The 22,855-nt window shown below is 67.2% G+C and carries 20 protein-coding genes and 1 pseudogene; 6 read left to right on the top strand and 15 right to left on the bottom strand.

Features of this window, described 5'->3' with window-relative positions:
• Nucleotide 1 precedes the first annotated feature (1 nt).
• Nucleotides 2-679, bottom strand: coding sequence for a lysostaphin resistance A-like protein (locus tag ACV7NQ_RS19960; protein WP_463361044.1), 678 nt, complete (start codon nt 677-679; stop codon nt 2-4).
• The gene (locus ACV7NQ_RS19955) at nt 676-2,409 is read right to left on the bottom strand and encodes an alpha/beta hydrolase (protein ID WP_463361043.1); all 1,734 of its coding nucleotides are present in this window, start codon (nt 2,407-2,409) and stop codon (nt 676-678) included. The genes ACV7NQ_RS19960 and ACV7NQ_RS19955 overlap by 4 nt, the downstream gene beginning before the upstream one ends.
• Before the next feature lie 374 nt (nt 2,410-2,783).
• Between ACV7NQ_RS19955 and ACV7NQ_RS19950 the strand changes: the two genes are divergently transcribed.
• On the top strand, nt 2,784-3,074 hold the full coding sequence (locus ACV7NQ_RS19950; protein ID WP_463361042.1) for a YiaA/YiaB family inner membrane protein: 291 nt from the start codon (nt 2,784-2,786) through the stop codon (nt 3,072-3,074).
• 244 nt (nt 3,075-3,318) lie between these two features.
• Here the strand turns inward: ACV7NQ_RS19950 and purL are convergent, their stop codons facing one another.
• On the bottom strand, nt 3,319-5,613 hold the full coding sequence (purL, locus tag ACV7NQ_RS19945; protein ID WP_463361041.1) for a phosphoribosylformylglycinamidine synthase subunit PurL: 2,295 nt from the start codon (nt 5,611-5,613) through the stop codon (nt 3,319-3,321).
• Between the two features lie 247 nt (nt 5,614-5,860).
• Between purL and ACV7NQ_RS19940 the strand changes: the two genes are divergently transcribed.
• Nucleotides 5,861-7,168, top strand: coding sequence for a glycosyltransferase 87 family protein (locus ACV7NQ_RS19940; RefSeq protein ID WP_463361040.1), 1,308 nt, complete (start codon nt 5,861-5,863; stop codon nt 7,166-7,168).
• Here the strand turns inward: ACV7NQ_RS19940 and ACV7NQ_RS19935 are convergent.
• Together ACV7NQ_RS19935 and ACV7NQ_RS19930 are read right to left on the bottom strand one after the other, a co-directional pair.
• Nucleotides 7,117-8,415, bottom strand: coding sequence for a M18 family aminopeptidase (locus ACV7NQ_RS19935; RefSeq protein WP_463361039.1), 1,299 nt, complete (start codon nt 8,413-8,415; stop codon nt 7,117-7,119). The two genes, ACV7NQ_RS19940 and ACV7NQ_RS19935, sit on opposite strands and share 52 nt — an antisense overlap.
• 385 nt (nt 8,416-8,800) lie before the next feature.
• A complete protein-coding gene (locus ACV7NQ_RS19930) occupies nt 8,801-9,217 on the bottom strand; it encodes a MarR family winged helix-turn-helix transcriptional regulator (protein ID WP_463365751.1) in 417 nt (138 codons plus the stop codon).
• Nucleotides 9,218-9,285: 68 nt separating this feature from the next.
• Here ACV7NQ_RS19930 and ACV7NQ_RS19925 point away from each other — a divergent pair.
• A pseudogene (locus ACV7NQ_RS19925) lies at nt 9,286-9,432 on the top strand (regulator); the annotation flags it as partial.
• 420 nt (nt 9,433-9,852) lie between these two features.
• Here the strand turns inward: ACV7NQ_RS19925 and purQ are convergent.
• Together purQ and purS are read right to left on the bottom strand one after the other, a co-directional pair.
• Complete coding sequence (gene purQ, locus ACV7NQ_RS19920; RefSeq protein WP_463361038.1) at nt 9,853-10,530, bottom strand: phosphoribosylformylglycinamidine synthase subunit PurQ; 678 nt, start codon at nt 10,528-10,530, stop codon at nt 9,853-9,855.
• Complete coding sequence (gene purS, locus ACV7NQ_RS19915; RefSeq protein WP_227998287.1) at nt 10,527-10,763, bottom strand: phosphoribosylformylglycinamidine synthase subunit PurS; 237 nt, start codon at nt 10,761-10,763, stop codon at nt 10,527-10,529. The genes purQ and purS overlap by 4 nt, the downstream gene beginning before the upstream one ends.
• A gap of 111 nt (nt 10,764-10,874) precedes the next feature.
• On the opposite strand from purS, the gene ACV7NQ_RS19910 reads away from it, so the two are divergent.
• Entirely contained in the window at nt 10,875-11,519 is a 645-nt protein-coding gene (locus ACV7NQ_RS19910) for an MBL fold metallo-hydrolase (RefSeq protein WP_463361037.1), read from the top strand.
• 3 nt (nt 11,520-11,522) lie between these two features.
• Here the strand turns inward: ACV7NQ_RS19910 and ACV7NQ_RS19905 are convergent, their stop codons facing one another.
• Together ACV7NQ_RS19905 and ACV7NQ_RS19900 are read right to left on the bottom strand one after the other, a co-directional pair.
• Entirely contained in the window at nt 11,523-12,887 is a 1,365-nt protein-coding gene (locus tag ACV7NQ_RS19905) for a M20/M25/M40 family metallo-hydrolase (RefSeq protein ID WP_463361036.1), read from the bottom strand.
• A gap of 9 nt (nt 12,888-12,896) precedes the next feature.
• Nucleotides 12,897-13,106, bottom strand: a complete 210-nt coding sequence (locus ACV7NQ_RS19900; protein ID WP_463361035.1) for a hypothetical protein — start codon at nt 13,104-13,106, stop codon at nt 12,897-12,899.
• 482 nt (nt 13,107-13,588) lie between these two features.
• Here ACV7NQ_RS19900 and ACV7NQ_RS19895 point away from each other — a divergent pair, with 482 nt between their 5' ends.
• Nucleotides 13,589-15,028, top strand: a complete 1,440-nt coding sequence (locus ACV7NQ_RS19895) for a glutamate decarboxylase (protein WP_463361034.1) — start codon at nt 13,589-13,591, stop codon at nt 15,026-15,028.
• A gap of 94 nt (nt 15,029-15,122) precedes the next feature.
• Here ACV7NQ_RS19895 and ACV7NQ_RS19890 read toward each other — a convergent pair whose 3' ends face one another.
• Nucleotides 15,123-15,824 (bottom strand): DUF2334 domain-containing protein, encoded by a 702-nt coding sequence (locus ACV7NQ_RS19890; RefSeq protein WP_463361033.1) that lies wholly within the window; start codon nt 15,822-15,824, stop codon nt 15,123-15,125.
• Between the two features lie 116 nt (nt 15,825-15,940).
• Nucleotides 15,941-18,118 carry a S9 family peptidase gene (locus ACV7NQ_RS19885; RefSeq protein ID WP_463361032.1) on the bottom strand — a complete coding sequence of 726 codons (2,178 nt, stop codon included), beginning with the start codon at nt 18,116-18,118 and terminating at the stop codon, nt 15,941-15,943.
• Between the two features lie 149 nt (nt 18,119-18,267).
• Between ACV7NQ_RS19885 and ACV7NQ_RS19880 the strand changes: the two genes are divergently transcribed.
• Nucleotides 18,268-19,341, top strand: a complete 1,074-nt coding sequence (locus tag ACV7NQ_RS19880; protein ID WP_463361031.1) for a DUF2330 domain-containing protein — start codon at nt 18,268-18,270, stop codon at nt 19,339-19,341.
• On the opposite strand, the gene ACV7NQ_RS19875 is transcribed toward ACV7NQ_RS19880, so the two are convergent.
• From ACV7NQ_RS19875 to purB, 4 genes are all read right to left on the bottom strand, one after another.
• Complete coding sequence (locus ACV7NQ_RS19875; protein ID WP_463361030.1) at nt 19,323-19,538, bottom strand: hypothetical protein; 216 nt, start codon at nt 19,536-19,538, stop codon at nt 19,323-19,325. The two genes, ACV7NQ_RS19880 and ACV7NQ_RS19875, sit on opposite strands and share 19 nt — an antisense overlap.
• Nucleotides 19,539-19,748: 210 nt before the next feature.
• Nucleotides 19,749-20,708: an alpha/beta hydrolase gene (locus ACV7NQ_RS19870; RefSeq protein ID WP_463361029.1), complete on the bottom strand. Its 960-nt coding sequence runs from the start codon at nt 20,706-20,708 to the stop codon at nt 19,749-19,751.
• Nucleotides 20,709-20,906: 198 nt separating this feature from the next.
• Complete coding sequence (locus tag ACV7NQ_RS19865; protein ID WP_463361028.1) at nt 20,907-21,344, bottom strand: HIT family protein; 438 nt, start codon at nt 21,342-21,344, stop codon at nt 20,907-20,909.
• A gap of 73 nt (nt 21,345-21,417) precedes the next feature.
• The gene (gene purB, locus ACV7NQ_RS19860) at nt 21,418-22,839 is read right to left on the bottom strand and encodes an adenylosuccinate lyase (RefSeq protein WP_463361027.1); all 1,422 of its coding nucleotides are present in this window, start codon (nt 22,837-22,839) and stop codon (nt 21,418-21,420) included.
• Nucleotides 22,840-22,855 lie beyond the last annotated feature (16 nt).

The raw sequence follows: 22,855 nt of genomic DNA, 5'->3' as shown, positions 1-22,855 counted from the left end.
GTTACTGAAACGCGCGGCGCAGCGGGTTGCCCGGTATTGCCGAGCACGATGTAGCCGAGATCTTTCGCGACAAGGTAGAGACGATCACGCCGCCACAATTAATGGCCAGATGCAAGAGGGCTGGGGCGGTGCTGCTGTCGGCGCGGCGACGCAACCATCCGAATACGAGACCGCCTACCGCAGTGGCGGCGATCGAAGCAGGCACGCTATCGCCCGCGGCGCGAGCGGACTGGATGTGCCACAGTCCGAAGGTCGCCGCGCCGAGCAGTCCACCGGAACGTGGACCGAAAGCGTTGTCCAGCAGTGGATCCAGGGTGGCCCGGAAGATCAGCTCCTCGCTGTACACGGTGCCGATCGGGATGTGCACGGCGATCCATTCGGCGGGCGACACCTCCGGGCTGCGATCGGCAACCGCGGCAAGCGTGCTCCGCACGGCCGGAATGGCAAGGGCCGCACCATAACCAGCGGTGACAACGCTCGCCGCTACGAGCCCGACACGCAGGCGGCGCCCGGACCACCAGTTCGGCCGACCGCCGAACGCGGCGGCGTAACTTGTCGCGAATCCGGCATTGGCGGCCGTGCGACCGCGCATGCCGAGCCGCAGCCGTGGCAGCACCACATTGCTCCACAGCAGCGGGGCTGCAACGGCAGCAACGATTCTCGGGATACCCCCGGTCACTTGATCTCCCGCTCGTAGTCCTCCGCGGCCTCGATCTGCACCCGGATCTTGTCGGACTGTTCCGCGGTCCAATCCGGCGGCGCGGCGACCGCCGCCCAGCCGTCCACCACCAAACTGCCGTAGCGGTGTCCGTGACCGTCGGACACGCCCTGCGCGTTGGTGAGATCGGCGGCCACCTGCCAGAACGTGACGAACGGCCACCAGCGCATCTGCGAGGACACATCCGAGCCGCGCGGCTCCGACAGCCAATCCGGTTGCGAGAAAATCAGATCCGTCGACCACCAGACGATCGGGTCGGAAGCGTGCTGCAAATAGGCGATGCGCGGGGCGCGCCATTCGGACGATGGCCGTGCGAGATCCGCACTGTCGGAGGCGAAGCGGACCACGAGCCCGTCCGCGTACACCGGCTGCACCTCCCGGGAGCCCGGGTCGCGCCGCGAAACGAACTGTTCCCACAGTCGATTCGAGTTCGGCGGGCCGACCCACAGCGCGCCGTCCACCTTCGATCGCAGATCGGCCAGCCCGTCGAAGGCCGCCTCCGAGCCCTGCGAGCCCAGGCTCTCGCCGTACACCAGCAACTTCGGCCGAACATCCGGCGGGCGGGCCGACCAATGCTCGTAGACCGCGTCGAACAGCTGCCTACCAGCCGTCGCGGCCTTGCTGCGGTCCGCGAGGAACGACAGCACGCTGGGCAGATACGAATACTGCGTCGCCACGACCGCGGTATCGCCGCCGTACATGTACTCGATCGCACCGGCCGCCATCGAATTCACCCACCCGGTGCCGGTGGTGGTGACCACCACGAGCGCCTTCCGGTCGAACGCACCGGTGCGTTCGAGTTCGGCGACCGCGAGCTCCGCGGGCGTCTGGGGACTGACCGCCGATTCCAGGCCCACATACGCCCGGATGGGCTCGCGGGCCGGTTTACCGGTGACGGCGGCGATCTGACCGGCCGACGGCGCGTGCGAGACGAACCACCGTCCCTCGAAACCAAGCGAGTCCCATTTCGCCAGCGACGCAGGGCTGCCCGAGCGTTCGGGCTGCGTCGGCTGTGCCGCATTCGGCGAGGTGTGGTCGTTCTGCACGCTGAACGCCGAGTTGGCCACCGCGAAGAACGCGCGTGAGGCCACACCGTTGAACATGGTCACGATCAACACCACGAGCACCAGGAAACCGGCCGTCGGCGCCAGCTCGCGCGGCACCCGCACCCAGCGATTGAGCTGGCGGGCCAGGAACAGAATGATCTCGCGCAGCGTCCGATACACCGCGACCACCGCCGCACCCACGGCCACGCTGAGCAGCCCGGTGCGCAGATACGCCGGAGTGGTCGTACCCGTCATCCCCATCAGCGCGGTGATCTCACGCTGCCAGCGCGCCGACTGCACCAGCATGAAGGCCGCGCTCAACGCGCTGGTCAGTAAAACGGCGGATTTCACCGTGTAGCGCACCCAGGTCGGCGGCGCCGGAAACTTCAGCCGCGGCCGAACCCACAGGCGCAACAGCCATTCCAGCACACAGCCGAGGCCGTAGCCGAGCGCGGCATTGATGCCACTGATCAGGCCCTGGAACAGCCAGTCACGTGGCACCAGCGACGGCGTCACCGACAGCGCGAAGAACACCGTCGCGACGACCAGCCCGACATAATTCAGGTCGATGATGTCCTCGGCACGCCGCACCACGACGACGCCGCGGGCACGCAGCTTCGTCAGGGTCGTCGCGGTCTCGAGCACGGTCGGCTCAGCTTGACTGCACGGTGCGGAGGTCGGTCATGGGTGGCGTCGGCGGGTCCGTAGCGATCATCACCCGAACAGTATGGCGGTGTCTGATTTGCAGCGCCTGCGGCGCTGCGTGTTCGCGGCCCCGAAGGCTCGCGTCCGAGCAGCCGAGACTGGCGACTGCGTCGCGTGCGCTTCGGCCGCTCGGACGCGAGCCGGCCGCGAACGTCGCTCGTAAGACTCGCTCCGTGGTGGTTGGGTTGGTGTGGATGGTTGGGATCTACCAATTGCCCAGCTAACCAAGCGATTCCGCTGGTACGGCAACTACCCAATTCGCTCGAGTAGTTGTACGCGGTTGCGCGCGCCGCCGGGCCAGCAGACTTTTATCCATGAGCACACCCAACGCACAGCCGAAAACCACCTCGGCCTTCGTCGCGCAGGCCGCCATCGCGTTCGGCGTCAGCTTTTTCGGGGCGGGCGTCGGCATCTTCTATCTCCCACTGGACATCTGGCAGCGCGGCTTCCTCGCGATGGCCGTCCTGTTCCTGGTGACGAGCACCTTCACGCTGGCGAAGGTGGTGCGCGACCAGCAGGAAACCGCTACCGTACGCAGCCGCATCGACGAGGCACGGATGGAAAAGCTGATCGCGGAGCACGATCCGTTCAAGTCCGTCGCCTGACGACGCGCACCTGGGCGGGCCCGGCACACGAGGGGTCCGGGTCCGCTCGGGTGTCGCGTTCCTAATTTCAGCGCGCGCTCGCGCACGGCCGACTGCTCCAGGTAAACCCGGATTCGGTCCGACAGTTCGGCCGACCAATCCGGCGGCTGTGCGATCGCCGCCCAGCCGAACCGCTCGACGGCGCCGACAATCCGGCCGACGCCATCGCGTAGACGTGCTAAGACCGCTCCAGCCCCAGCCCCGATCAAATCGCGCTGGCCCCGAACAGCTTCGGCAGCGTGCCCTCGTGTGCGGCGCGCAATTCGTCCATGGGGATGGAGAATTGGCCCTGCACCTCGACCGAATCGGCGCCCTGGTCGACCACACCGATGCGCACCCACGGCAGATCGCGGGCGGTGCACATCTTGGTGAACCGAGTCTCCTCCGAGCGCGGCACCGCGACGAGCACGCGGCCGGCCGACTCGGAGAACAGCATCACGAACGAATCGGCGTCCTCGGGAAGCAGGATGCGGCAACCGGTTTCACCGGCAAGCGCGGCCTCGACCACGGCCTGGATCAGGCCGCCCTCGGACAGATCGTGCGCGGCGCTGATCATGCCGTCGCGCGAGCCGGCGGTCAGCACCTCGGCGAGCAGCTGCTCGCGGGCGAAATCGACCCTGGGTGGCACGCCACCCAGGTGCTCGTGCACGACCTGCGACCAGATGGACCCGCCGAACTCGTCGTGGGTGTCGCCGAGCAGGATCAGCGTCTCGCCGGGCTCCAGGCCGAGGCCGGTCGGGATGCGCCGGTGCACGTCGTCGATGACGCCGAGCACGCCGACCACCGGGGTCGGCAGGATGGCGTCCTGGCCGGTCTGGTTGTAGAAGCTGACGTTGCCGCCGGTCACCGGAATGCCGAGGGCCACACAGCCATCCGCGAGACCGCGAACGGCCTGCTGGAACTGCCACATCACGCCAGGGTCTTCGGGGGAACCGAAGTTCAGGCAGTTGGTGACGGCCTTCGGCGTCGCGCCGGTGGTGGCCACATTGCGGTAGGCCTCGGCCAGCGCGAGCTGGGCGCCGGTGTAGGGGTCCAGCTTGGTGTAGCGACCCGACGCATCGGTGGCCAGCGCGATGCCGCGGCCGGTCTGCTCGTCGATCCTGATGACGCCCGCGTCGGCATGCTCGGCGAGCACGGTGTTGCCGCGCACGTAGCGGTCGTACTGCTCGGTGATCCACTTGCGGCTGCACAGCTGCGGGCTGGCAAGCATCTGCAGCAGGGTTTCGCGCAGCTCGTCGGGGGTCTTCGGGCGGGTGAGCCTGTCGGTGCTGTCGGCGATGAGCTCGTCCTGCTCGTCGGGGCGCTGCACTGGACGCTCGTACACCGGGCCCTGGTGGGCGACGGTGCGCGGCGGCACGTCGACAACGGTCTCGCCGTGCCAGCTGATCACCAGCCGGTCGCCGTCGGTGACCTCACCGATCACCGTGGCCAGCACGTCCCACTTGTGACAGACGGCCATGAACGCGTCCACGTTCTCCGGCGTGACGACCGCGCACATGCGCTCCTGCGATTCGCTGGAGAGCACCTCGGCCGGGGTCATGCCGGTGGCGCGCAGCGGCACCTTGGTCAGGTCGATGTGCATGCCGCCGTCACCGGCCGCGGCCAGTTCCGAAGTGGCGCAGGACAATCCGGCGCCGCCGAGGTCCTGGATGCCGACCACCAGCTTGGCCGCGTACAGCTCGAGACAGCACTCGATGAGCACCTTCTCGGTGAACGGGTCGCCGACCTGCACGCTCGGCAGCTTCTTGCGGCCGGTGCCGGACTCGTCGCCGGAGAAGGTGTCCGAGGCGAGCACCGAGACGCCGCCGATGCCGTCGAGCCCGGTGCGCGCACCGAACAGGATGATCTTGTTGCCGGCGCCGGAGGCGAAGGCCAGGTGCAGGTCCTCGACTCGCATCACGCCCGCGCACAGCGCGTTCACCAGCGGATTGCCTTGGTAGGACGCGTCGAACACGGTCTCGCCGCCGATATTCGGCAGGCCGAGTGAGTTGCCGTAGCCGCCGACGCCGCGCACCACACCGTCGACAACGCGGCGGGTATCGGCCGCGTCCGCCGCACCGAAGCGCAGCTGATCCATCACCGCGATCGGTCGCGCGCCCATCGCCATGATGTCGCGCACGATGCCGCCGACACCGGTGGCCGCGCCCTGATACGGCTCGACGTAGGAGGGATGGTTGTGGCTCTCCACCTTGAAGGTGACCGCCCAGCCGTCGCCGACATCGACGACGCCCGCGTTCTCACCGATGCCCGCGAGCATGGAGGCCCGCATCTCGTCGGTGGTGGTTTCGCCGAAGTAGCGCAGATGCACCTTGGAGGACTTGTAGGAGCAGTGCTCGCTCCACATCACCGAGTACATAGCCAGTTCGGCGTCGGTCGGCCTGCGGCCGAGGATCTCCTTGATCCGCGCGTACTCGTCGTCCTTGAGACCTAGTTCCTTATACGGCTGCGCAGTGTCGGGAGTTGCTGCGGCTGCGCTGACGGTGTCGACCTGCGGAGTCACGGAGTACCAGGGTCCTTTCGGGCCGGGAGCGCGAAGCTGGGGATTCGCTCCAAAGTTTAGCCGTGGCCCTCGGTGGGCAGCGGGCCGCATCGACCGGCAGCCCGGATCGCCGGTTTCGAGTGCCGATACTCGCCCGCCGCGGCGACGATTTCCCGGTCCGGAATGTGACGCAGAACATGGTGTAAGTCCCGGCAAGTGGCTCAGGCCGGCACCCAAAGTGCGCCAACGCAACCGCTACGCTTTGGCGGTGAACGATCGATCGGGGGTTGCGGATCAGGCTGAGCAGCCCGCCACTTCGGAGAACGTGCGCTCGGATTCCGCAACCTCCGACATCGTGTCGCCGCTTTCGGCGATGTCGAACCGGCAGGTGCGCTGGCTCATCGGCGCCATCGGCCTGTTCGTCGTCTCGGTCCTCGTCTCGCTACTGGCGAGGTGGTGGAGCGGCTACATCGATCTGCAGGTCTACCGCAACGGTGCCCGGGTCTGGCTGGACAATGGCGAGTTGTACGGCCCGATGCCGCCGGTGATGGGGATTGGGCTGCCGTTCACCTATCCCCCGCTGGCCGCCCTGTTCTTCGCGCCGCTCGCACTGCTGCCGCTGCTGATCGCCGAGGTGCTGGTGCTCGCCACATCGGTAGCGAGCCTTGGCATCACGCTGTGGCTGGTGTTGTCGCGGCTGCGGCCCGAACTGGACCGACTTGCCATACTCACGCTGGTCATCATCGCGGTCGCGCTGGCGCAGACACTGGAGCCGATTCGGCAGACCTTCGGATTCGGACAGATCAATCTGGTGCTGATGGCCGCGATCACCATGGATTGTCTTGTCCGCAAACCATTCTGGCCGCGCGGCATGCTGATCGGCATCGCGGTGTCGGTGAAGCTGATCCCGGGCGGGTACCTGCTGTATTTCCTGCTGCGCAAGGACTGGAAGGCGGCGGGCACCGTGGTGGTGTCCGCGATCGCGGCGGTCGGGCTCGGATTCCTGCTCTTCCCCGGCGATTCGGCCGAATACTGGTTCCACACGCTGGCCGACACCGGCCGCATCGGCCCGCCGTATTACGCGGGCAATCAGTCGATCAAGGGCATGGCCTTCCGGCTCGGTGTCGCAGACTCTGCTGCGACCCTGATCTGGATCACGCTCTCGTTGGTGGCGATCGCACTCGCGGCGTTCTGGATGCGCAGGCTCATCGAGGCCGGCGCACAGGTGGCCGCGCTGATGGTCAACGCGGCGGCGATCCTGCTGGTCTCGCCGGTCTCCTGGTCGCATCACTGGGTGTGGATCGCGCCCGCCCTGGTGATGGCCGCCGACGCGATCGCGCGCGGCAGGCGCGGCCGCTGGTTCATCGGCACCGTCGCGGCCTTCACCGTGCTGTTCCTGATCGGCCCGCAGTGGCTGCTGCCACACCAGCAAGACCGCGAGCTCGGCTGGGCCTGGTGGCAGCAGATCATCGGCAGCAGCTACGTTTTCGCCACCCTCGGGGTGTTCGTGGTGGCCGTGGCCACCTACCGCCCGGTCGTGGCCGGGGTGAGGAACGCCGCCAGCGCCGCGGCGTAGGCCGAAACGTCTGCCGCACCCATGATTTCGCGGGCCGAGTGCATGGCCAGCTGGGCGGCGCCGACATCGACGGTGGACATGCCGGTGCGGGCCGCTGTCATCGGGCCGATGGTGGAACCGCAGGGCAGATCGGCGCGGTGCACATAGCGCTGCAGCGGCACCTCCGCCTGGGCACAGGCCAGCGCGAACGCGCCGGCGCCCGCGGCATCGGTGGCGTAGCGCAGGTTCTGGTTGACCTTGAGCACCGGGCCGCCGTTCACCTCGATCCGGTGCGCCGGCTCGTGCCGGTCCGGATAGTTGGGGTGCGTCGCGTGCGCCATATCACCTGAGGCGCACACGGATCCGGCCAGCGCGGCCAAATACTCGGCCCGACCGCCACCGCGGGACAGCACGATGCGCTCGAGCACCGCCGGCAGTAGATCCGACTGGGCGCCACGATCGGACTGGCTGCCGACCTCCTCGTGGTCGAACATCGCAAGCACCGCAATGGCGTCGCCCGGTTCGTCGATCGCCGCGAGGAACGCGCGCAACCCCGCGTAGCAGGTGCCCTGGTTGTCCAGCCGCGGCGCGCTCACCAGATCGCGGTCACGCCCGACCAATCGGCTCGGCGCCAGGTCGTGGGTCATCAGCTCCCAGCCGAGCACCTGGCCGGGATCGACCTCCGCGTGCTCGGCGACGAACTCGAGGAACGAACGCGGTTGCGCGCCGAGACCCCAGATCGCGTTGACGTGCCGCTGCGGATCCAGCGTGACACCGCGACGATCCTCGGACAGGTGGATCGCCAGTTGCGGCACCCGCAGGATCGGCTCGTCGATACGAACTAGACTGTCGTGCAACACATTTCCGTCGCGCACGCTCAAACGGCCGGAGATGCCGAGCTCCCGGTCCAACCAGGAATTCAGCCAGGCGCCGCCATAGGGTTCCAGCCCGACCAACTGCCAGCCCGCTACGGCCAGGTCCGGGTGCTGCTTGACGCGCAGGTTCGGGCTGTCGGTGTGCGCACCGACGACCCGGAACGGCGTAGTCCCGGACGAGTCGGCGGTCGCCCAGGCAACCAGCGAGCCGCCGCGCACCACGTAGTGGCGACTCGGCCCGTCCGAGGGCCACGGCTGCGATTCCGGCAGCCGGGTGAAGCCGTTGGCCTCCAATTCTCGGGCGGCCGTCCGGCACACGTGGAACGGCGAGGGCGACTCGTCGATGAACGCGCACAACCCGGCGGCCGTGGCGGCGGTACTGGAAACGGGCATGCCTGCGATCCTAGGCAGACCCCGCGACGCACCCAGCAGCGCGCGAGCGAACCGGCCTACGACTCGGCCGCGCTCGGCTCGCCGATGACCGATCCGGTAGCGGTTCGCCAGTACTTCGGCACGGGTAGGCAGCCGCGGCATCACATGGTTGACGACTCCCACGTGTACCGCATCCGGGTTCGACACAACCGCTTCGATCGGCCCGAACTAATTCTGTTCGGAAACACAACCGAAGGAACGGTATTCCGCTCACTCGTCACGCGGCAACCGGACGTACGAGGAATTCATCGGACGATTACATCCCATGATTTACATTTGCATCAATTCGTCGAAAACGTCGCATCACCGAAACACCAGGTCGATGAAACGCCGAGCCGATCGGACACTAAGTCGCGGAAACGAGTTCGAGTAATCGCATCAGCTCGGCGTAACGGCGCGCACCCATCCGGGCCCGCAGTTGCTGCTCCGCGCGCACCTCCTCAGCACGCACCGACTCGACCAAATCGACTCCGAGCCTGCTCAGCCCGATCAAAATTCGGCGCCGATCGTCCTCGGCGGCCAGTCGGAAGATCAGGCCACGTTCGGCGAGGAAGTCGGCGTGCCTGGTCGCCGACGACGGCGCCAACTGTGACCTGGTCGCTAATTCGCTCATGGTGATGCCGGTCTCATCGGAGAGATTCGACAGCATCGACCATTGATCGGCGGAGAGTTGCCGGGCGCACAGTGCGTCATCGAGGTGACCAAGCCAACGACGTTCCGCGGCACGCAGCGCACCATGCAGCGTGGAATATCCGCCTACCATGGTCGTCACTATTTCCTGCCTGCCATGAATTTCGCTCGAACGAGAACGAACGAGAAGAAGAGTACCGAATGCCGGCGTTCGGCGAGAGCCCAGACGGGACCGCCGAGGTCCTGAACATCGTTCCGATGCAGGGTCCCGGCGGTATCGTGGCGCCCTCCAGTGACGCGGCAATATCCCTCGCGGTGGACGAAATCAACGACGCCGCAGGAATTCTCGGGCGCGAAATTCATACCACGAATATCGACGGCGGGCGGGCGCCTAGGGAGGTGGCCGACGAGGTGGGAACCAGGCTATCCAACCGTGCTACATCGCGCGTGCGGAAGGCGTCGAGTTCGAGATCATCGACCGCATCGTTCGACCCGACCACCACGCGCGGGTCTTACGAGCACCGTTCGCGGCCGGCTCGCGTCCGCGCGAAGTCGCGACCAATTCGATCCAGCCGAGTGGCCGAAGCGCATGCGACGCAGTCGCGAGTCTCGGACGCTCGGACGCTCGGACGCTCGGACGCTCGGACGCTCGGACGCTCGGACGCTCGGACGCTCGGACGCTCGGACGCTCGGACGCTCGGACGCTCGGACGCTCGGACGCTCGGACGCTCGGACGCTCGGACGCTCGGACGCTCGGACGCGAGCCAACTACGCAGAGACCAGGGTGTCCAGCACCGAGAGGAACAGGCCGAGGCCATCGTCGCTCGGGCCGGTCAGCGGTTCGGTGGCGTGCTCGGGGTGCGGCATCAGGCCGACTACGCGACCGTTGGCCGAGGCGATACCCGCGATACCGCGCTGCGAGCCGTTCGGGTTGGCGCCCGCGTAACGGAACACCACCCGGCCCTCGCCCTCCAGCTCGTCGAGCACGGCGGTCGAGGCCTGGAACCGGCCCTCGCCGGACTTCAGCGGGACCAGGATCTGGGCGCCGGGCTCGTACCGCGAGGTCCATGCGGTATCCGCCGACTCCACGCGCAGCCATTCGTCGCGGCAGATGAAGTGCAGGCCCTCGTTGCGGGTCAGCGCGCCGGGCAGCAGGCCGGCCTCGCAGAGCACCTGGAAGCCGTTGCAGATACCGAGCACCGGCAGGCCCTGGCTCGCGGCGCGGACGACCTCGCCCATCACCGGCGCGAACCGGGCGATGGCGCCGGCGCGCAGGTAGTCACCGTAGGAGAAACCGCCGGGCACGACAACCGCGTCGACCTGCTTCAGGTCAGCGTCGGCATGCCACAGGCTGACCGCCTCGGCGCCGGCCAGCCGCACCGCGCGGGCGGCGTCGACGTCGTCGAGCGTGCCGGGAAAGGTGATGACCCCGATGCGCGCCGTCATGAGACGCGAACGACCTTCCATTCCTCGATCACGGTGTTGGCCAGCAGCGCCTCGGCGATCTGTTCGAGCTCCGCATCGCTGACACTGTCGTCGATGTCGAGTTCGAATCGCTTGCCCTGCCGCACATCCGAGACTCCAGCGAATCCCAGACGCGGCAGCGCGCCGGCGATTGCCTGCCCCTGCGGATCCAGGATCTCGGCCTTCGGCATCACCTCGACCACGACTCGTGCCACGCGTTGCTCCTCAGGTGGTATTGGGGTTACCTGAGCAGCGTAGTTGTCCCGGCTGTCCGTGCTAGCTGCGGGGTCGGGTCAAAATCGGCATGCTGCCAATAGCATGGCAGCATGCGCATAGCCCACTTCGGCCATTCATGCATCCTCGTCGAGCTGCTCGGCAAGAAGGTCCTGTTCGATCCGGGTAACTTCTCGCACGGCTTCGAAGGCATCACCGGTCTGGACGCCATCGCAGTCACCCACCAGCACCCCGATCACATCGACCCGCGCCGCATCGAGGCGCTGATCGAGGCCAATCCCGGCGCGCGGCTGCTCGCCGACCCGCAGACCGCGCTGCAGCGCGGTGAACCGTGGCAGGCGGTGCACGCGGGAAATGTCCTTGCCCTCGGTGACCTGCAGATCACCGGTGGCGGCGGCAGGCATGCGGTGATCCACCCGGAAATCCCGGTGATCGACAACACCGTGTTCCAGCTCGGCACCCCGGACGACCCCGCGCAGCTGGTCCACCCCGGCGACTCGCTGTGGGTGCCGCCGGTGCCGGTCGGCGTGCTCGCGCTACCGGCCGTGGCCCCGTGGATGCGGATCAGTGAGGCGGTCGACTACCTGCGCGCGGTCGGTCCGCGCACCGCCTTCCCCATCCACTACGGCATCATCGCCACCGCGGCACAGGGCATCTACTTCGGCCGGTTCGCCGAAATGGCCCCGTCCGGAACAAATTTCAAGGTGATCGATCCCGAGGACTCGGCTGACCTGTAGCCCTCAGGCCCGCCCGGAATACGTGGTCAGGAACAGGGCTTCGGCCAGCGCCATGTGCTCGATCTCGCTGGGGTCCACGCTCTCGTTGGGGGCGTGGATCAGGCATTTCGGTTCCTCGACGCCGAGCAGCATGATCTCGGCGTCGGGGTAGGTGTCGGCGAAGACATTGCACAGCGGGATCGACCCGCCCTGCCCCTGCGTGGTCGCCGGTCGACCGTAGGAGGCGGCAAGCGCCGCCTCCATCGCGACGCGGGCCGGTCCGCCGCTGCCGGATTTGAACGCCGAGCCGGTGGCCTCGGTGTCCACGGTCAGCGTCGCCTGCCACGGCGTGTTGGCCTGTAAGTGCTCGGTGAGCGCTTGCAATGCCTGATTCGGATCGGTGCCCGGCGGGATACGCAGGTTGAGCCGGGCCCGCGCCGAGGGCTGGATGGAGGCGGACGAGCCGACCACCGGTGGCGCGTCGATGCCGAGCACCGTCAAAGCCGGTCGCGCCCAGAGCATGTCGGCGACGGTGCCGTCCCCGGTCAGCTCGACGCCGCCGAGCACACCGGCGTCGGCGCGGAACTGCTCCTCCGGATACTGCGCGCCCGGCCACTTCTGGCCGCTCGGCAGGCCGGACACGGTGGTGTTGCCGTGTTCATCTCGCAGGGTGGCGAGCACATGGATCAGCGCGGCAAGCGCGTCCGGAGCCGGACCGCCGAACATGCCGGAATGCACCGGCCCGGACAGGGTTTCGACCGTGATGACGACATTCACGGTGCCGCGCAGAGTTTCCGTGAAGGTGGGCACGCCGACGGCGAAATTTCCGCAGTCGGCGACCACGATCGCGTCCGCGCGCAACAGCTCCGGGTTGGCCTCGACGAACCGCTCGAGCCCGCCGGTGCCCTGTTCCTCGGAACCCTCTGCCACCAGCGTGATTCCGAGCGGCACGTCGGGACCGAGCGCCCGCAGCGCGGTCAGGTGCATGACGATATTGCCCTTGCAGTCGGCACTGCCGCGCCCGTACCAGCGCCCGTCCTTCTCGGTCAACTCCCAGACCGGGGTACGCCAGGCCGCAGCGTCCAGCGGCGGCTGAACATCGTAGTGGCAGTACAGCAAAACCTTCGACGCACCCGTGGGCGCAGGCCGCGAGGCGATGACCGCCCGACTGCCGTCGGGGGTTTCGTGCAGGCCCACCCTGGTCAGCCCGGCCGCGGCGAACGCGTCGGCCACCCACTGCGCGGTCCGGTGACATTCCTCCGGCGGGAACTGCCGGGCGTCGGCCACCGACTTGAACGAAACCAGCTGGGTGAGATCTGTTTTCGCCTGCGCCATCAGGGCCGCGACGCGCTCGCGCAGCTCGGCGATATCAGGTTCGTCGGAAGTCATGCCAGCGCCTCACTTGGTTGTGTTGTCGAACTTCATATCCTGCGACATACCTGCCCACCATCGCGGACGAGCGTGTCCGCGATGACCTTCGGGTAGCTCAGCAGCTACACCGTCATCGTCGGCGCGGGCCGCAGGCCGGCCACCGAGCTGGTGGTCATCAGGGGCCAGCGTCATCCAGGAGATGTACGCGGTCGCCTTCGCCGCCGCCTTCGTCGTCATCGCCGCTCCCTGCTGCCCGTTTCGGTTCGATCCGATCCCGCACACTCCAGAAGCGGCCCGCTACCTTGCCGCTACTGCACTCTGACACGAACCGGGAGGACCGAGAGGCTAATTCACCGGACCGAGCGGTCTGTGTCGCGAACCTCAGCACACTGAGCAGCCGGTCGTCTCGGCGAAGGACGACTGCATGGCACGCCGATCCGATAGGCGCCTTCGTCTACCGCGGTGCACCCGAATTGGTTCGGATCGACCTTCGCGGTATCGGGAAGGCAGTCCGCGATACGGCCGGAACCGATGCTCGATCTAGTATCAGACATCGCCTGCCCTATGACATGCTGATAGTCCAGGGTGTGAATAGTAAATGGTTAGCATCCATATTGTTTCGATGAATATGCAGGTACCGCAGCCAGTTTCGAATCGCAGATACTGTGATCCACCGCATGGCAAACATCAAGCGAGCCGATACTCGGGAGGACTTTTCGATGCCCGACACCCCAGATGCCGACGACCTGTTCACGCTGCCCGGCCTGAGCCGGACCGCGCCGAAATCCGGGTTCCCGATACGGGAGCTGTTTGCGCAAGTCGCCTACGAAATCGTGCACGACGAGTTGATGCTCGACGGCGTCTCGCGGATGAACCTGGCAACCTTCTGCACCACCTGGGTGGACGACCAGGCACGCAGGTTGATGGCCGAATCCATGGACAAGAACATCGTCGACAAGGATGAATACCCGCAGACCGCCGAACTCGAGCGCCGCTGCGTGCGCATGGTCGCCGACCTGTGGCACTCCCCCGACCCGGCACGCACGCTGGGCACCTCCACCACCGGATCCAGCGAGGCCGCGATGCTCGGCGGCCTGGCCGCCAAGTTCCGCTGGCGCCAGCGCGGCGGCACCGGGACACCGAACTTCGTCTGCGGTCCGGTGCAGGTGTGCTGGGAGAAGTTCGCCCGCTACTTCGATGTCGAGATCCGGCAGATCCCGCTGCGCGGGGACCGGTTGACCATGCACCCGGACGACGTGGCCGCCTACTGCGACGAGAACACCTTCATGGTGGTGCCGACCTTCGGCCAGACCTACACCGGACTGTACGAGAACGTCGAGGGCATCAGCAAGGCCCTCGACCAGCTGCAAGAGGTCAGTGGTCTGAACATCCCCATCCACGTGGACGCCGCCAGCGGCGGCTTCCTCGCGCCGTTCACCGCGCCGGACCTGATCTGGGATTTCCGGCTGTCCCGGGTGAAGTCGATCAACGCCTCCGGCCACAAGACCGGCCTGGCCCCGCTCGGCTCCGGCTGGGCGATCTGGCGCGAGGCCGCCGACCTGCCGCAGGAACTGATCTTCAATGTGGACTACCTCGGCGGCAGCATGGCCACCTTCAACCTCAACTTCTCCCGCCCCGGCGGGCAGGTGATCACCCAGTACTACGAATTCATTCGGCTCGGCCGCGCCGGATACACCCGGGTGCAGTCCCAGATCTATCGCGTCGCAAAGCATTTGGCCGCCGGTCTGCGCGAGCTCGGTCCGTTCGAAATGATCCACGCGGGTAACCCGCAACACGGCATCGCGGCCGTATCCTGGCGGCTGAAGGACGAACAGGACCAAGGCTTCAATCTCTACGACCTGTCGGATCGGCTGCGCACCCGCGGCTGGCTGATCGCCGCCTACCCGCTGCCGGCCGACCGCGAGAACGAAACCATCATGCGCGCCCTCATTCGACACGGGTTCACCATCGATATGGCCGAGATGCTGCTGTCGGATGTCATCCGCGGCATGAACCAGCTGGTAAAGCATCCGCTGACGTCGTCACTCACCAAGGAAGAGGCGGGCGGCTTCACCCACAGCGCGACCGCGGCCGTTCCGAGCGAGAAGGTGAAGCCCGCCAAGGCGAAATCGTCGCCGAATAGAGCTGGCGCCGAATAGGGTGCCGCCGCGCGCCGCCGCCCGGTCACGCCATTTGCGGGCGGCGGCGCCTCGCGTGGCGGTGCCGACCACACCACTCACACGGCTGTGTCGCTCACGCCGCCTGGGCTGCGGTGAACGATTCCCACCGGTACACACCGCAGGCAGCGCCGTGGAAAAGCGCGAGGTCGACCGCGTCGAGCAGGGCTTGGCGCGGGCCGGAGCGGCCCAGCTGAGCCGCCGAAACCGCGAGCCGCAGCACCCCGCCGCGGCGGGCGGTGCGACCGGCGCCCATCACCATGGCGCGACACCACCACGGTTCGGCTCGGAAGCCCTCGCCGATGCCGTACACGCGGGCCTTCTGCGCCACATTGCGTTCCAGATCGAGGATCGAGGTGAGGCTGAGCGCCAGCCGGAAGCCGACCTCCGGCAGCGCCTCGATGGCACCCGCCGAGGCATCCCAGCGCGGCGCGGCGAAGAGCCGGGTACGCAGTTCCACCTGCTCCATCACCCGGTCCGCGGCGGTGAGCCGCAGCCGCGCCTCGTGTCGAGGCAGCGTCGCGAACTCGGCGCGACGACGTTTGGTCGCCGCCTGGTCGTAGCCGTGCAGCACGATGGCATCGCCACGCGCGCGGCGACCACGCAGCCAGGATTGGGTCGCCGGATCGTCGACCAAGCGGTACTTCCCCCGCAGCCGCGGCGCCACCAACAGCGACAGCGGCACGCCACGAAGATCCATCTCCGCCGCGAATTCGATTGCCGCGTCCCGAGTGGTGTCCCGGATTCCGGAAACCGACACGATCAACTCAGCGTTCATGAATTCACGATGCCCGGGGTAGATGTACTGGGCGTGCAGCCCCGATGACCTGGCGAAGAACTCCCCGTCAAGCTCTTGTCGATCGGGGGACCCGACTCCTTAACACCTTCGGTGAGTTATGCGTCGGCCAAGCCGACGGTGTCGAGGACCCAGGCGTACTCGAACGCCACTTCCTTCCACTTCTCATAGCGCCCGCTGACGCCGCCGTGGCCCGCGGTCATCTCGGTCTTGAGCAGCAGCGGCGCATCGCCGGTCTTGGTGGCGCGCAGTGCGGCAACCCATTTGGCGGGTTCCACGTACAGCACCCTGGTGTCGTTGAGGCTGGTGATGGCCAGGATGGCCGGGTAGTCCTTGGCGTCGACGTTCTCGTATGGCGCGTAGGAGCGCATGTAGTCATAGACGTCCTTGTCCGCCAACGGATTACCCCACTCGTCCCACTCAATGACGGTGAGCGGCAGGGACGGATCGAGGATCGAGGTGAGCGGATCGACGAACGGAACGTTCGCCAGAATGCCGGCGAACAGCTCGGGCGCCTGGTTCGCCACCGCACCCATCAGCAGACCGCCCGCGCTGCCGCCGTCGGCGACGAGCACGTCGGCCGACGTGACGCCGGTATCGATGAGATGCCTCGCACAGGAGACGAAATCGGTGAAGGTGTTCTTCTTGGTGAGCGTCTTCCCGTTCTCGTACCAGAGCCGACCCATCTCACCGCCACCGCGAGCGTGGGCGACCGCAAAGACCATGCCGCGGTCGAGCATCGACAGGCGCGAGACCGAGAAGGACGGGTCGATGCTGATCTCGTAGGAGCCGTATCCATAAAGCAGCAACGGTTTCGGCGCAGCCGGGTCGGCGTCCTTCTTCCACACCAGTGAGATCGGGATTCGGGTGCCGTCCGCCGCCACTGCCCAATCCCGGTGCTGCTCATAGTCGTTCGGGTCGTAACCACCGAGTACCGGCTGCTCCTTGCGCAGCAGCAACTCACCCGTGGCGGGCACATAGTCGAACACCTGCAGCGGCGTGATGAACGAGGTCAGCGTGATACGCAGCGTCGGCTGCTCCCATTCCGGATTGGCGGCCGAGGCAACGGCGAACAGTTCCAGATCGAATTCGAGTTCGCGCCGCTCGCCGTAGCCGGACTCGGTCAGCGGCCAGACGGCCACCCGGGTCAGCGCTTCGCGCCGATAGCTCAACACCAGATGCTCGGCGAAGCAGTCGATGTCCTCGAGCCGCACGTCGTCGCGGTGCCCGATCAGGATCGTCATATTCGATGGATCGGCGACCGGGGCGTCGGCGAGCACGAAGTTCTCCGCCTTGACCCCGTCCACGACGTCGTTGTGCAGGATCAGGAAGCGGTCCTCGCCGCCGACCACCGCATGCTCGGCGGAGTATTCGACGCCCTCGCGGCGCGGCAGGATGACCCGGAATTCGCCCTCGGGATTATCGGATTCGAGGACCAAGCCCTCGGTGGTGATCTTGGAGCCGACCCAGATCATCAGGTACTTCTCCGAGCGGGTCGCCTCGATGCCCACCCAGTAGCGCTCGTCCGGCTCGTGGAATACCCGCACGTCGGCATCGACGCCGGTGCCGAGCCGGTGCCGCCAGACGGTGTCGGGCCGCCACGATTCGTCGACGGTCTGATAGAAAACGTGCGTCCCGTCCAGCGACCAGGTCGCGCCGGGCGCGGCCCCGGCGATCTCGTCGGCGAGCAGCTCACCGGTGCGCAGATCCTTGAACCGCAGCACATACCGCTCGTCACCGACTGTGTCCACCGAATAGGCCAGCAGATTGCCGTCGTGGCTCAGCGAGAACGCACCGAGCGCGAAGAAGTCGTGGCCCTCGGCCACCTCGTTACTGTCGAGCAGGATCTGCTCGCCCGGGATCTCGGTGCCCACTTCCAGCTGCGGCGGCGTCCAGGCGTCGATCCCCGCGGCATCGGCGTCGATGGGACAGCGACAGTGCACGCCGTACTGCTTGCCCTCGAAGCTGCGCGAGTAATACCAGTGCTCCCCCCGCCGGGTGGGTACCGAAAGGTCGGTCTCCTGGGTACGCGCCTTGATCTCTTCGAAGATCTTCTCTTGCAGCGGACGCAGGTGCGCGGTCTGCGCCTCGGTGTAGGCGTTTTCCGCCTCCAAGTACGCGATGACCTCGGGGTTCTTCTTGTCTCGCAGCCACTCGTACTGGTCGATGAAGGTGTCGCCGTGATGTACCCGCTCAGTGGGCACGGCCTTGGCGATCGGCGCCGTCACAACACCGTCTGGGTTGGACATTGTTCCGGTACCACTGTCGAGAGCCATGGGCACTACCCTACTGTTTTGGCACCTGCCCGCCAGCCGACGCGATGATGCCATCGAGCACCTGGCCGGTCCGATGCAGATCCGTAGCACCGGGACACGGCGGTTGTCGGTCCCGCAGCGCCGCCGCGGTTCGCACTAGGCTCGTGGCCATGCGTTTCGCCTTTACCGTTCGGGTTGCCACCGTTGCGGCGACGCTGCTCGCCACCGGCGGAATCGGTGTGGTCACACCGGCGTACGCGTGCGCGTGCGGCGGCGTGGTCAACGTGCGTAACGAGACCGCGACGGTGAACAACGAGGTAGCGCTTGCGGATTGGGACGGACGCCGCGAGACCATCCTGATGCAGTTGGCCATGCAATCCGGCTCCGGCACCGCGGCGTTGATCGTGCCGACACCCACCCCGGCCACGGTCGCCGCAGGTTCGTCTTCGACCTTCACCGAGTTGCGGCGGCTGACCGCACCCGCGGTCGTCACCGACCATCGGTGGTTCGGCTCCGGGGCATGGTCGGACGGGGCATCAGCCGGATCGGCGGCCACCCCCGGCGGTCCCACGGTGCTCGGCCAGGTTCAACTGGGACCGCTCGAGGCCACCACCCTGTCCGGCGGCGGCCTGGATGGTATCCGAAAATGGTTGAGCGACAACGGATACGAAATGCGTCCCGAAGTCACCGCCACCCTGGAGCCCTACCTGCGCGAGGGCTGGTCGTTCGTGGCGATGCGCCTCACCAGCGCCGAGCCGCTGAACGGGACACTCGATCCGGTCCGGCTGACCTTCGATTCCGACCGCTTCGTCTACCCCATGCGCATGTCCAGCGCCGCGAAATACGCTCAGTCCGTGCGGCTTTACGTACTGAGCGACCATCGCGTCCAACGCACGGACGCCGACGCCGACCACCAGACCAGCAGCGTCGACTTCGCCGGGCGGATCAGCGATATCGGCGACGCGGACCTGAAACAGTCCGCCGGCAACGGCCGCGACTACCTGACCGCGCTGTCGATCAGCATCGGAAACCCCACCGCGATCAGCACCGACTTCACCTTTGCCGCCGCTGCGACCGACGAGGACTACCGCGAAGTGATCTACCGCACCAAGAATGTCGAGATCCTCGGCCTGCCTGCGGGTCTGGTCATCCTCGGCGCAGCGACCCTGGCCGCGATCGGTGTGGTCCTCGCCGTCACCCGGACCTCCCGCCCGCCGCTAGCTGGTCAGCCGCCGAACGGGTAGGGCGGCCGGCCCTCTTGGGTACTGGGAGCGGGCGGCCCGAAGCGCGGGTCGTGGGGGCGGCACAGTGCGGCAGATCCGCTCTGACACAACAGTGATGCGAACGGGTCGGCGTGCGCGACGCCCGTGGCGCCGGTGGCCGTGCCGATCGCGATCACGGCCGTGACAACGGCACGCCGAATCAGCGGGTTACTGCTCATTCATGGTTCCCCTCGAAAAGTGTTGCACCGCAGCGGACCTCCTGCCGCCGTACACCAGCCGAGCGTAGCGACAGCCACCGACGGTTACCACCACCGCTAGGAGGCCGCGAACAGACGCTTCGGGGCGATGCGAGCCCGACTACCGGCTCACCCCCGGCGCGTTGCTCGGCGGCGTGCTCACCGACAGCTTCGATTGGCTCGGTCAGCCGTTCATGCCCCGATCGCCGGGCCGACGGTGGGCCAGGAGGCGTGCAGGGTGTCCTGCCAGTAGGACCACGAGTGGGTGCCGCTCGGGCTGTAATCGACGCGGGCGGGGATGCCGAGGCCGCGCAGGCGCTGTTCGAAGGCGATCGTGCAGGTGTGGACACCGACCTCGACGGGGCCGCCGAGGAAAATGTTCTCGGCCAGCTGCGGCTTGATCTCGGCCTCGTGCGGGCCGGGAATTCCGGTGCCGGTGGACAGGTAGATCGCCTTGCCGCGCAAGCGGTCTGCCATCAGCGCTGGATCATGTTCGGCCCAGGCGGGGCTGCCGGGGGCGCCCCACATGTTCACCGGGTTGCCGCCGCGGTTGGCGATGGAGAACATCACCGCGCCCTGGGCGAGGCCGGTATCGGGGCAGGCGCTGTAGCCCGCGATCGCGCGATACAGCTCGGGATTGCGGGCGGCGATGATGAAGGCCGCGTTGCCGCCCATGGACAGGCCGCCGATAGCGTTCACGCCGTTGCCGCCGAAGCGCGCGTCGATGATCGGCGGCAGTTCCTGGGTCAGGAAGGTTTCCCACGTGTAATGGCCGAATTTGGGGTCGTCCTGCTGCCAATCGGTGTAGTAGCTGGCCTGGCCGCCGACCGGGAGCACCACATTGACGTTCTTGCCCGCGAAGAAGTCCTCCGCGTCGGTCGCGTTAGTCCAGGTGCTCTGCCCAACGCCGGGATCGAGGCCGTCGAGCAGGTAGTAGGAAGGCCGCGATCGGCCACCGGCCGGGTGCAGGACCTGCACCTGGACGGTCTTGCCCATCGACGGAGAGTCGATGAATACCGCCGACTTGGTCGGACTCAGGTCGTCGATCCCGACAACCTGGGCGGCCGATGCCTGCGCGGGCGTCAGCGAAACCGGAGCGAGCACACCGAAAGCAAACGTCAGCACAGCGACAGCAACAACTGTTCGTTGCATGTCCCCACCTCCACCAGCCCAACGCAGTTGGCATTCAACGTAACTCACCGACTGACACATAGGAAGCAAATCGGCATTCTGGCGCTTCTTCAGTAAACTACCCAGCTCGCAACAGCTTTCGCGAACGCATGTTTCGGACCGACGGACAATGAAGGAAGGCCAGCGGGTTCGATTCTGCACCCGCTGCCCAACTCGCGCTCAGGAACCTTGTGCAATCCGCTCGAGTGCGCCGCGAATCGAGCCGGCCAGGTAATCCAGATCGGCGCGCCTCGGACTGGTCGGTCGTCCGCGCAGCCCGAATCCGTCCCCCGGTGTGCGCGGGATCACGTGCAAATGCACATGGAACACCTCCTGCCCCGCCGTCACCCCGTCGGCAAGAAAGAAGTTCACCCCGTCGCAGTCCACCTCGGACGCCCGCAGCGCCCCGGCCAACCGCTGCCCCACCTGGAACAGCTTTCCGCCGATCACCGGATCGAGCTCCGCGAGACTGCGCGCCGCTACCTTCGGCACCACCAGCAGATGCCCCGGCGTCATCGGCCGAATGTCCATGAAGGCCAGCACATCATCGTCCTCGTACACCTTGCTGGCGGCAGCCTGCCCGGCGACGATGTCGGCAAAGATCGTGTACGGATTCACGGCATTCACTATCGCCGGTTATCCGGGCCCGACCAAGCTCGGATCCGGTCGGGCCGGTGCCGCCGACCAGCCGTCAGAGGATCGGGGACGGGGTGTACCGGGCGGCCTCGGGGTAGGTGTCGACCAGCTTCTGGACCTGGGCAACCACGTCGGCGACCTGAGCCTCGGCCGCGCCGATGAAGGCGGACTTCTCGGCGAGGGCGGCGTCGAGACCGGCGCGGTCCAGCGGGAAACGCTCGTCGGCGGCGAGCCGGTCGAGCAGGTCGGGTTCGCGGCCCTGCTCACGCATGGCCAGCGCGACGGCGACGGCGTGCTCCTTGATCACCTCGTGCGCGGTTTCGCGGCCGACGCCGGCGCGAACGGCGGCGATCAGCATCCGGGTGGTCGCGAGGAAGGGCAGGTAGCGGTCCAGTTCCCGAGAGATGACGGCCGGGTAGGCGCCGAATTCGGCAAGCACGGTGAGGAAGGTTTCCATCATGCCGTCGATGGCGAAGAAGGCATCCGGCAGCGCGACGCGGCGCACCACCGAGCAGAAGACGTCGCCCTCGTTCCACTGCGCGCCCGCCAGTTCGGCGGCCATCGAGGCGTAACCGCGCAGCACCACCTGCAGGCCGTTGACGCGCTCACAGGAGCGGGTGTTCATCTTGTGCGGCATCGCCGAGCTGCCCACCTGGCCGGGCTGGAAGCCCTCGGTCACCAGCTCGTGGCCGGCCATCAGGCGGATGGTGTGCGCGAACGACGACGGACCCGCACCGACCTGCACCAACGCGGACAGCACGTCGTGGTCGAGCGAGCGCGGATACACCTGGCCGACGCTGGTCAGCACGGTGGCGAAGCCGAGGTGCCCGGCGACCTGCTGCTCCAGTGTTGCCAGCTTGGCCGGGTCGCCGCCGAGCAGGTCGAGCATGTCCTGGGCGGTGCCCATCGGGCCCTTGATACCGCGCAGCGGATACCGGTCGATGAGTTCCCGCAGCCGGGTCAGCGCGATCAGCATCTCGTCGGCGGCGGAGGCGAAGCGCTTGCCGAGCGTGGTGGCTTGCGCTGCGACATTGTGCGAACGACCCGCCATCACCAGCGTCTGATACTCGGCGGCGCGCTCGGTCAGCCGGGCCGCGATGGCGACGCCGTGCGAGTGCACATGCTCGAGGGAGAGCCGGATCTGCAGCTGCTCGACGTTTTCGGTGAGGTCGCGGCTGGTCATGCCCTTGTGCACGTGCTCGTGCCCGGCCAACGCGTTGAATTCCTCGATACGCGCCTTCACGTCGTGTCGGGTGACCCGCTCCCGCTCGGCGATCGAGCCGAGATCGACCCGATCGATGACCCGCTCGTAATCGGCGATGACACCGGGCGGCAGGTTGATGCCGAGCTCCGACTGCGCCCGCAACACCTCCAGCCACAGCCGCCGTTCGAGCACGATCTTGTTCTCGGGCGACCACAGATGCACCAGTTCCGGGCCGGCGTATCGGGTGGCTAGGACGTTCGGGACGATGCTCACGACTGTGCCTCGCTGA

Source organism: Nocardia sp. Tas62D01 (assembly GCF_055232035.1).
This window is presented reverse-complemented; position numbering and strand designations above follow the sequence as displayed.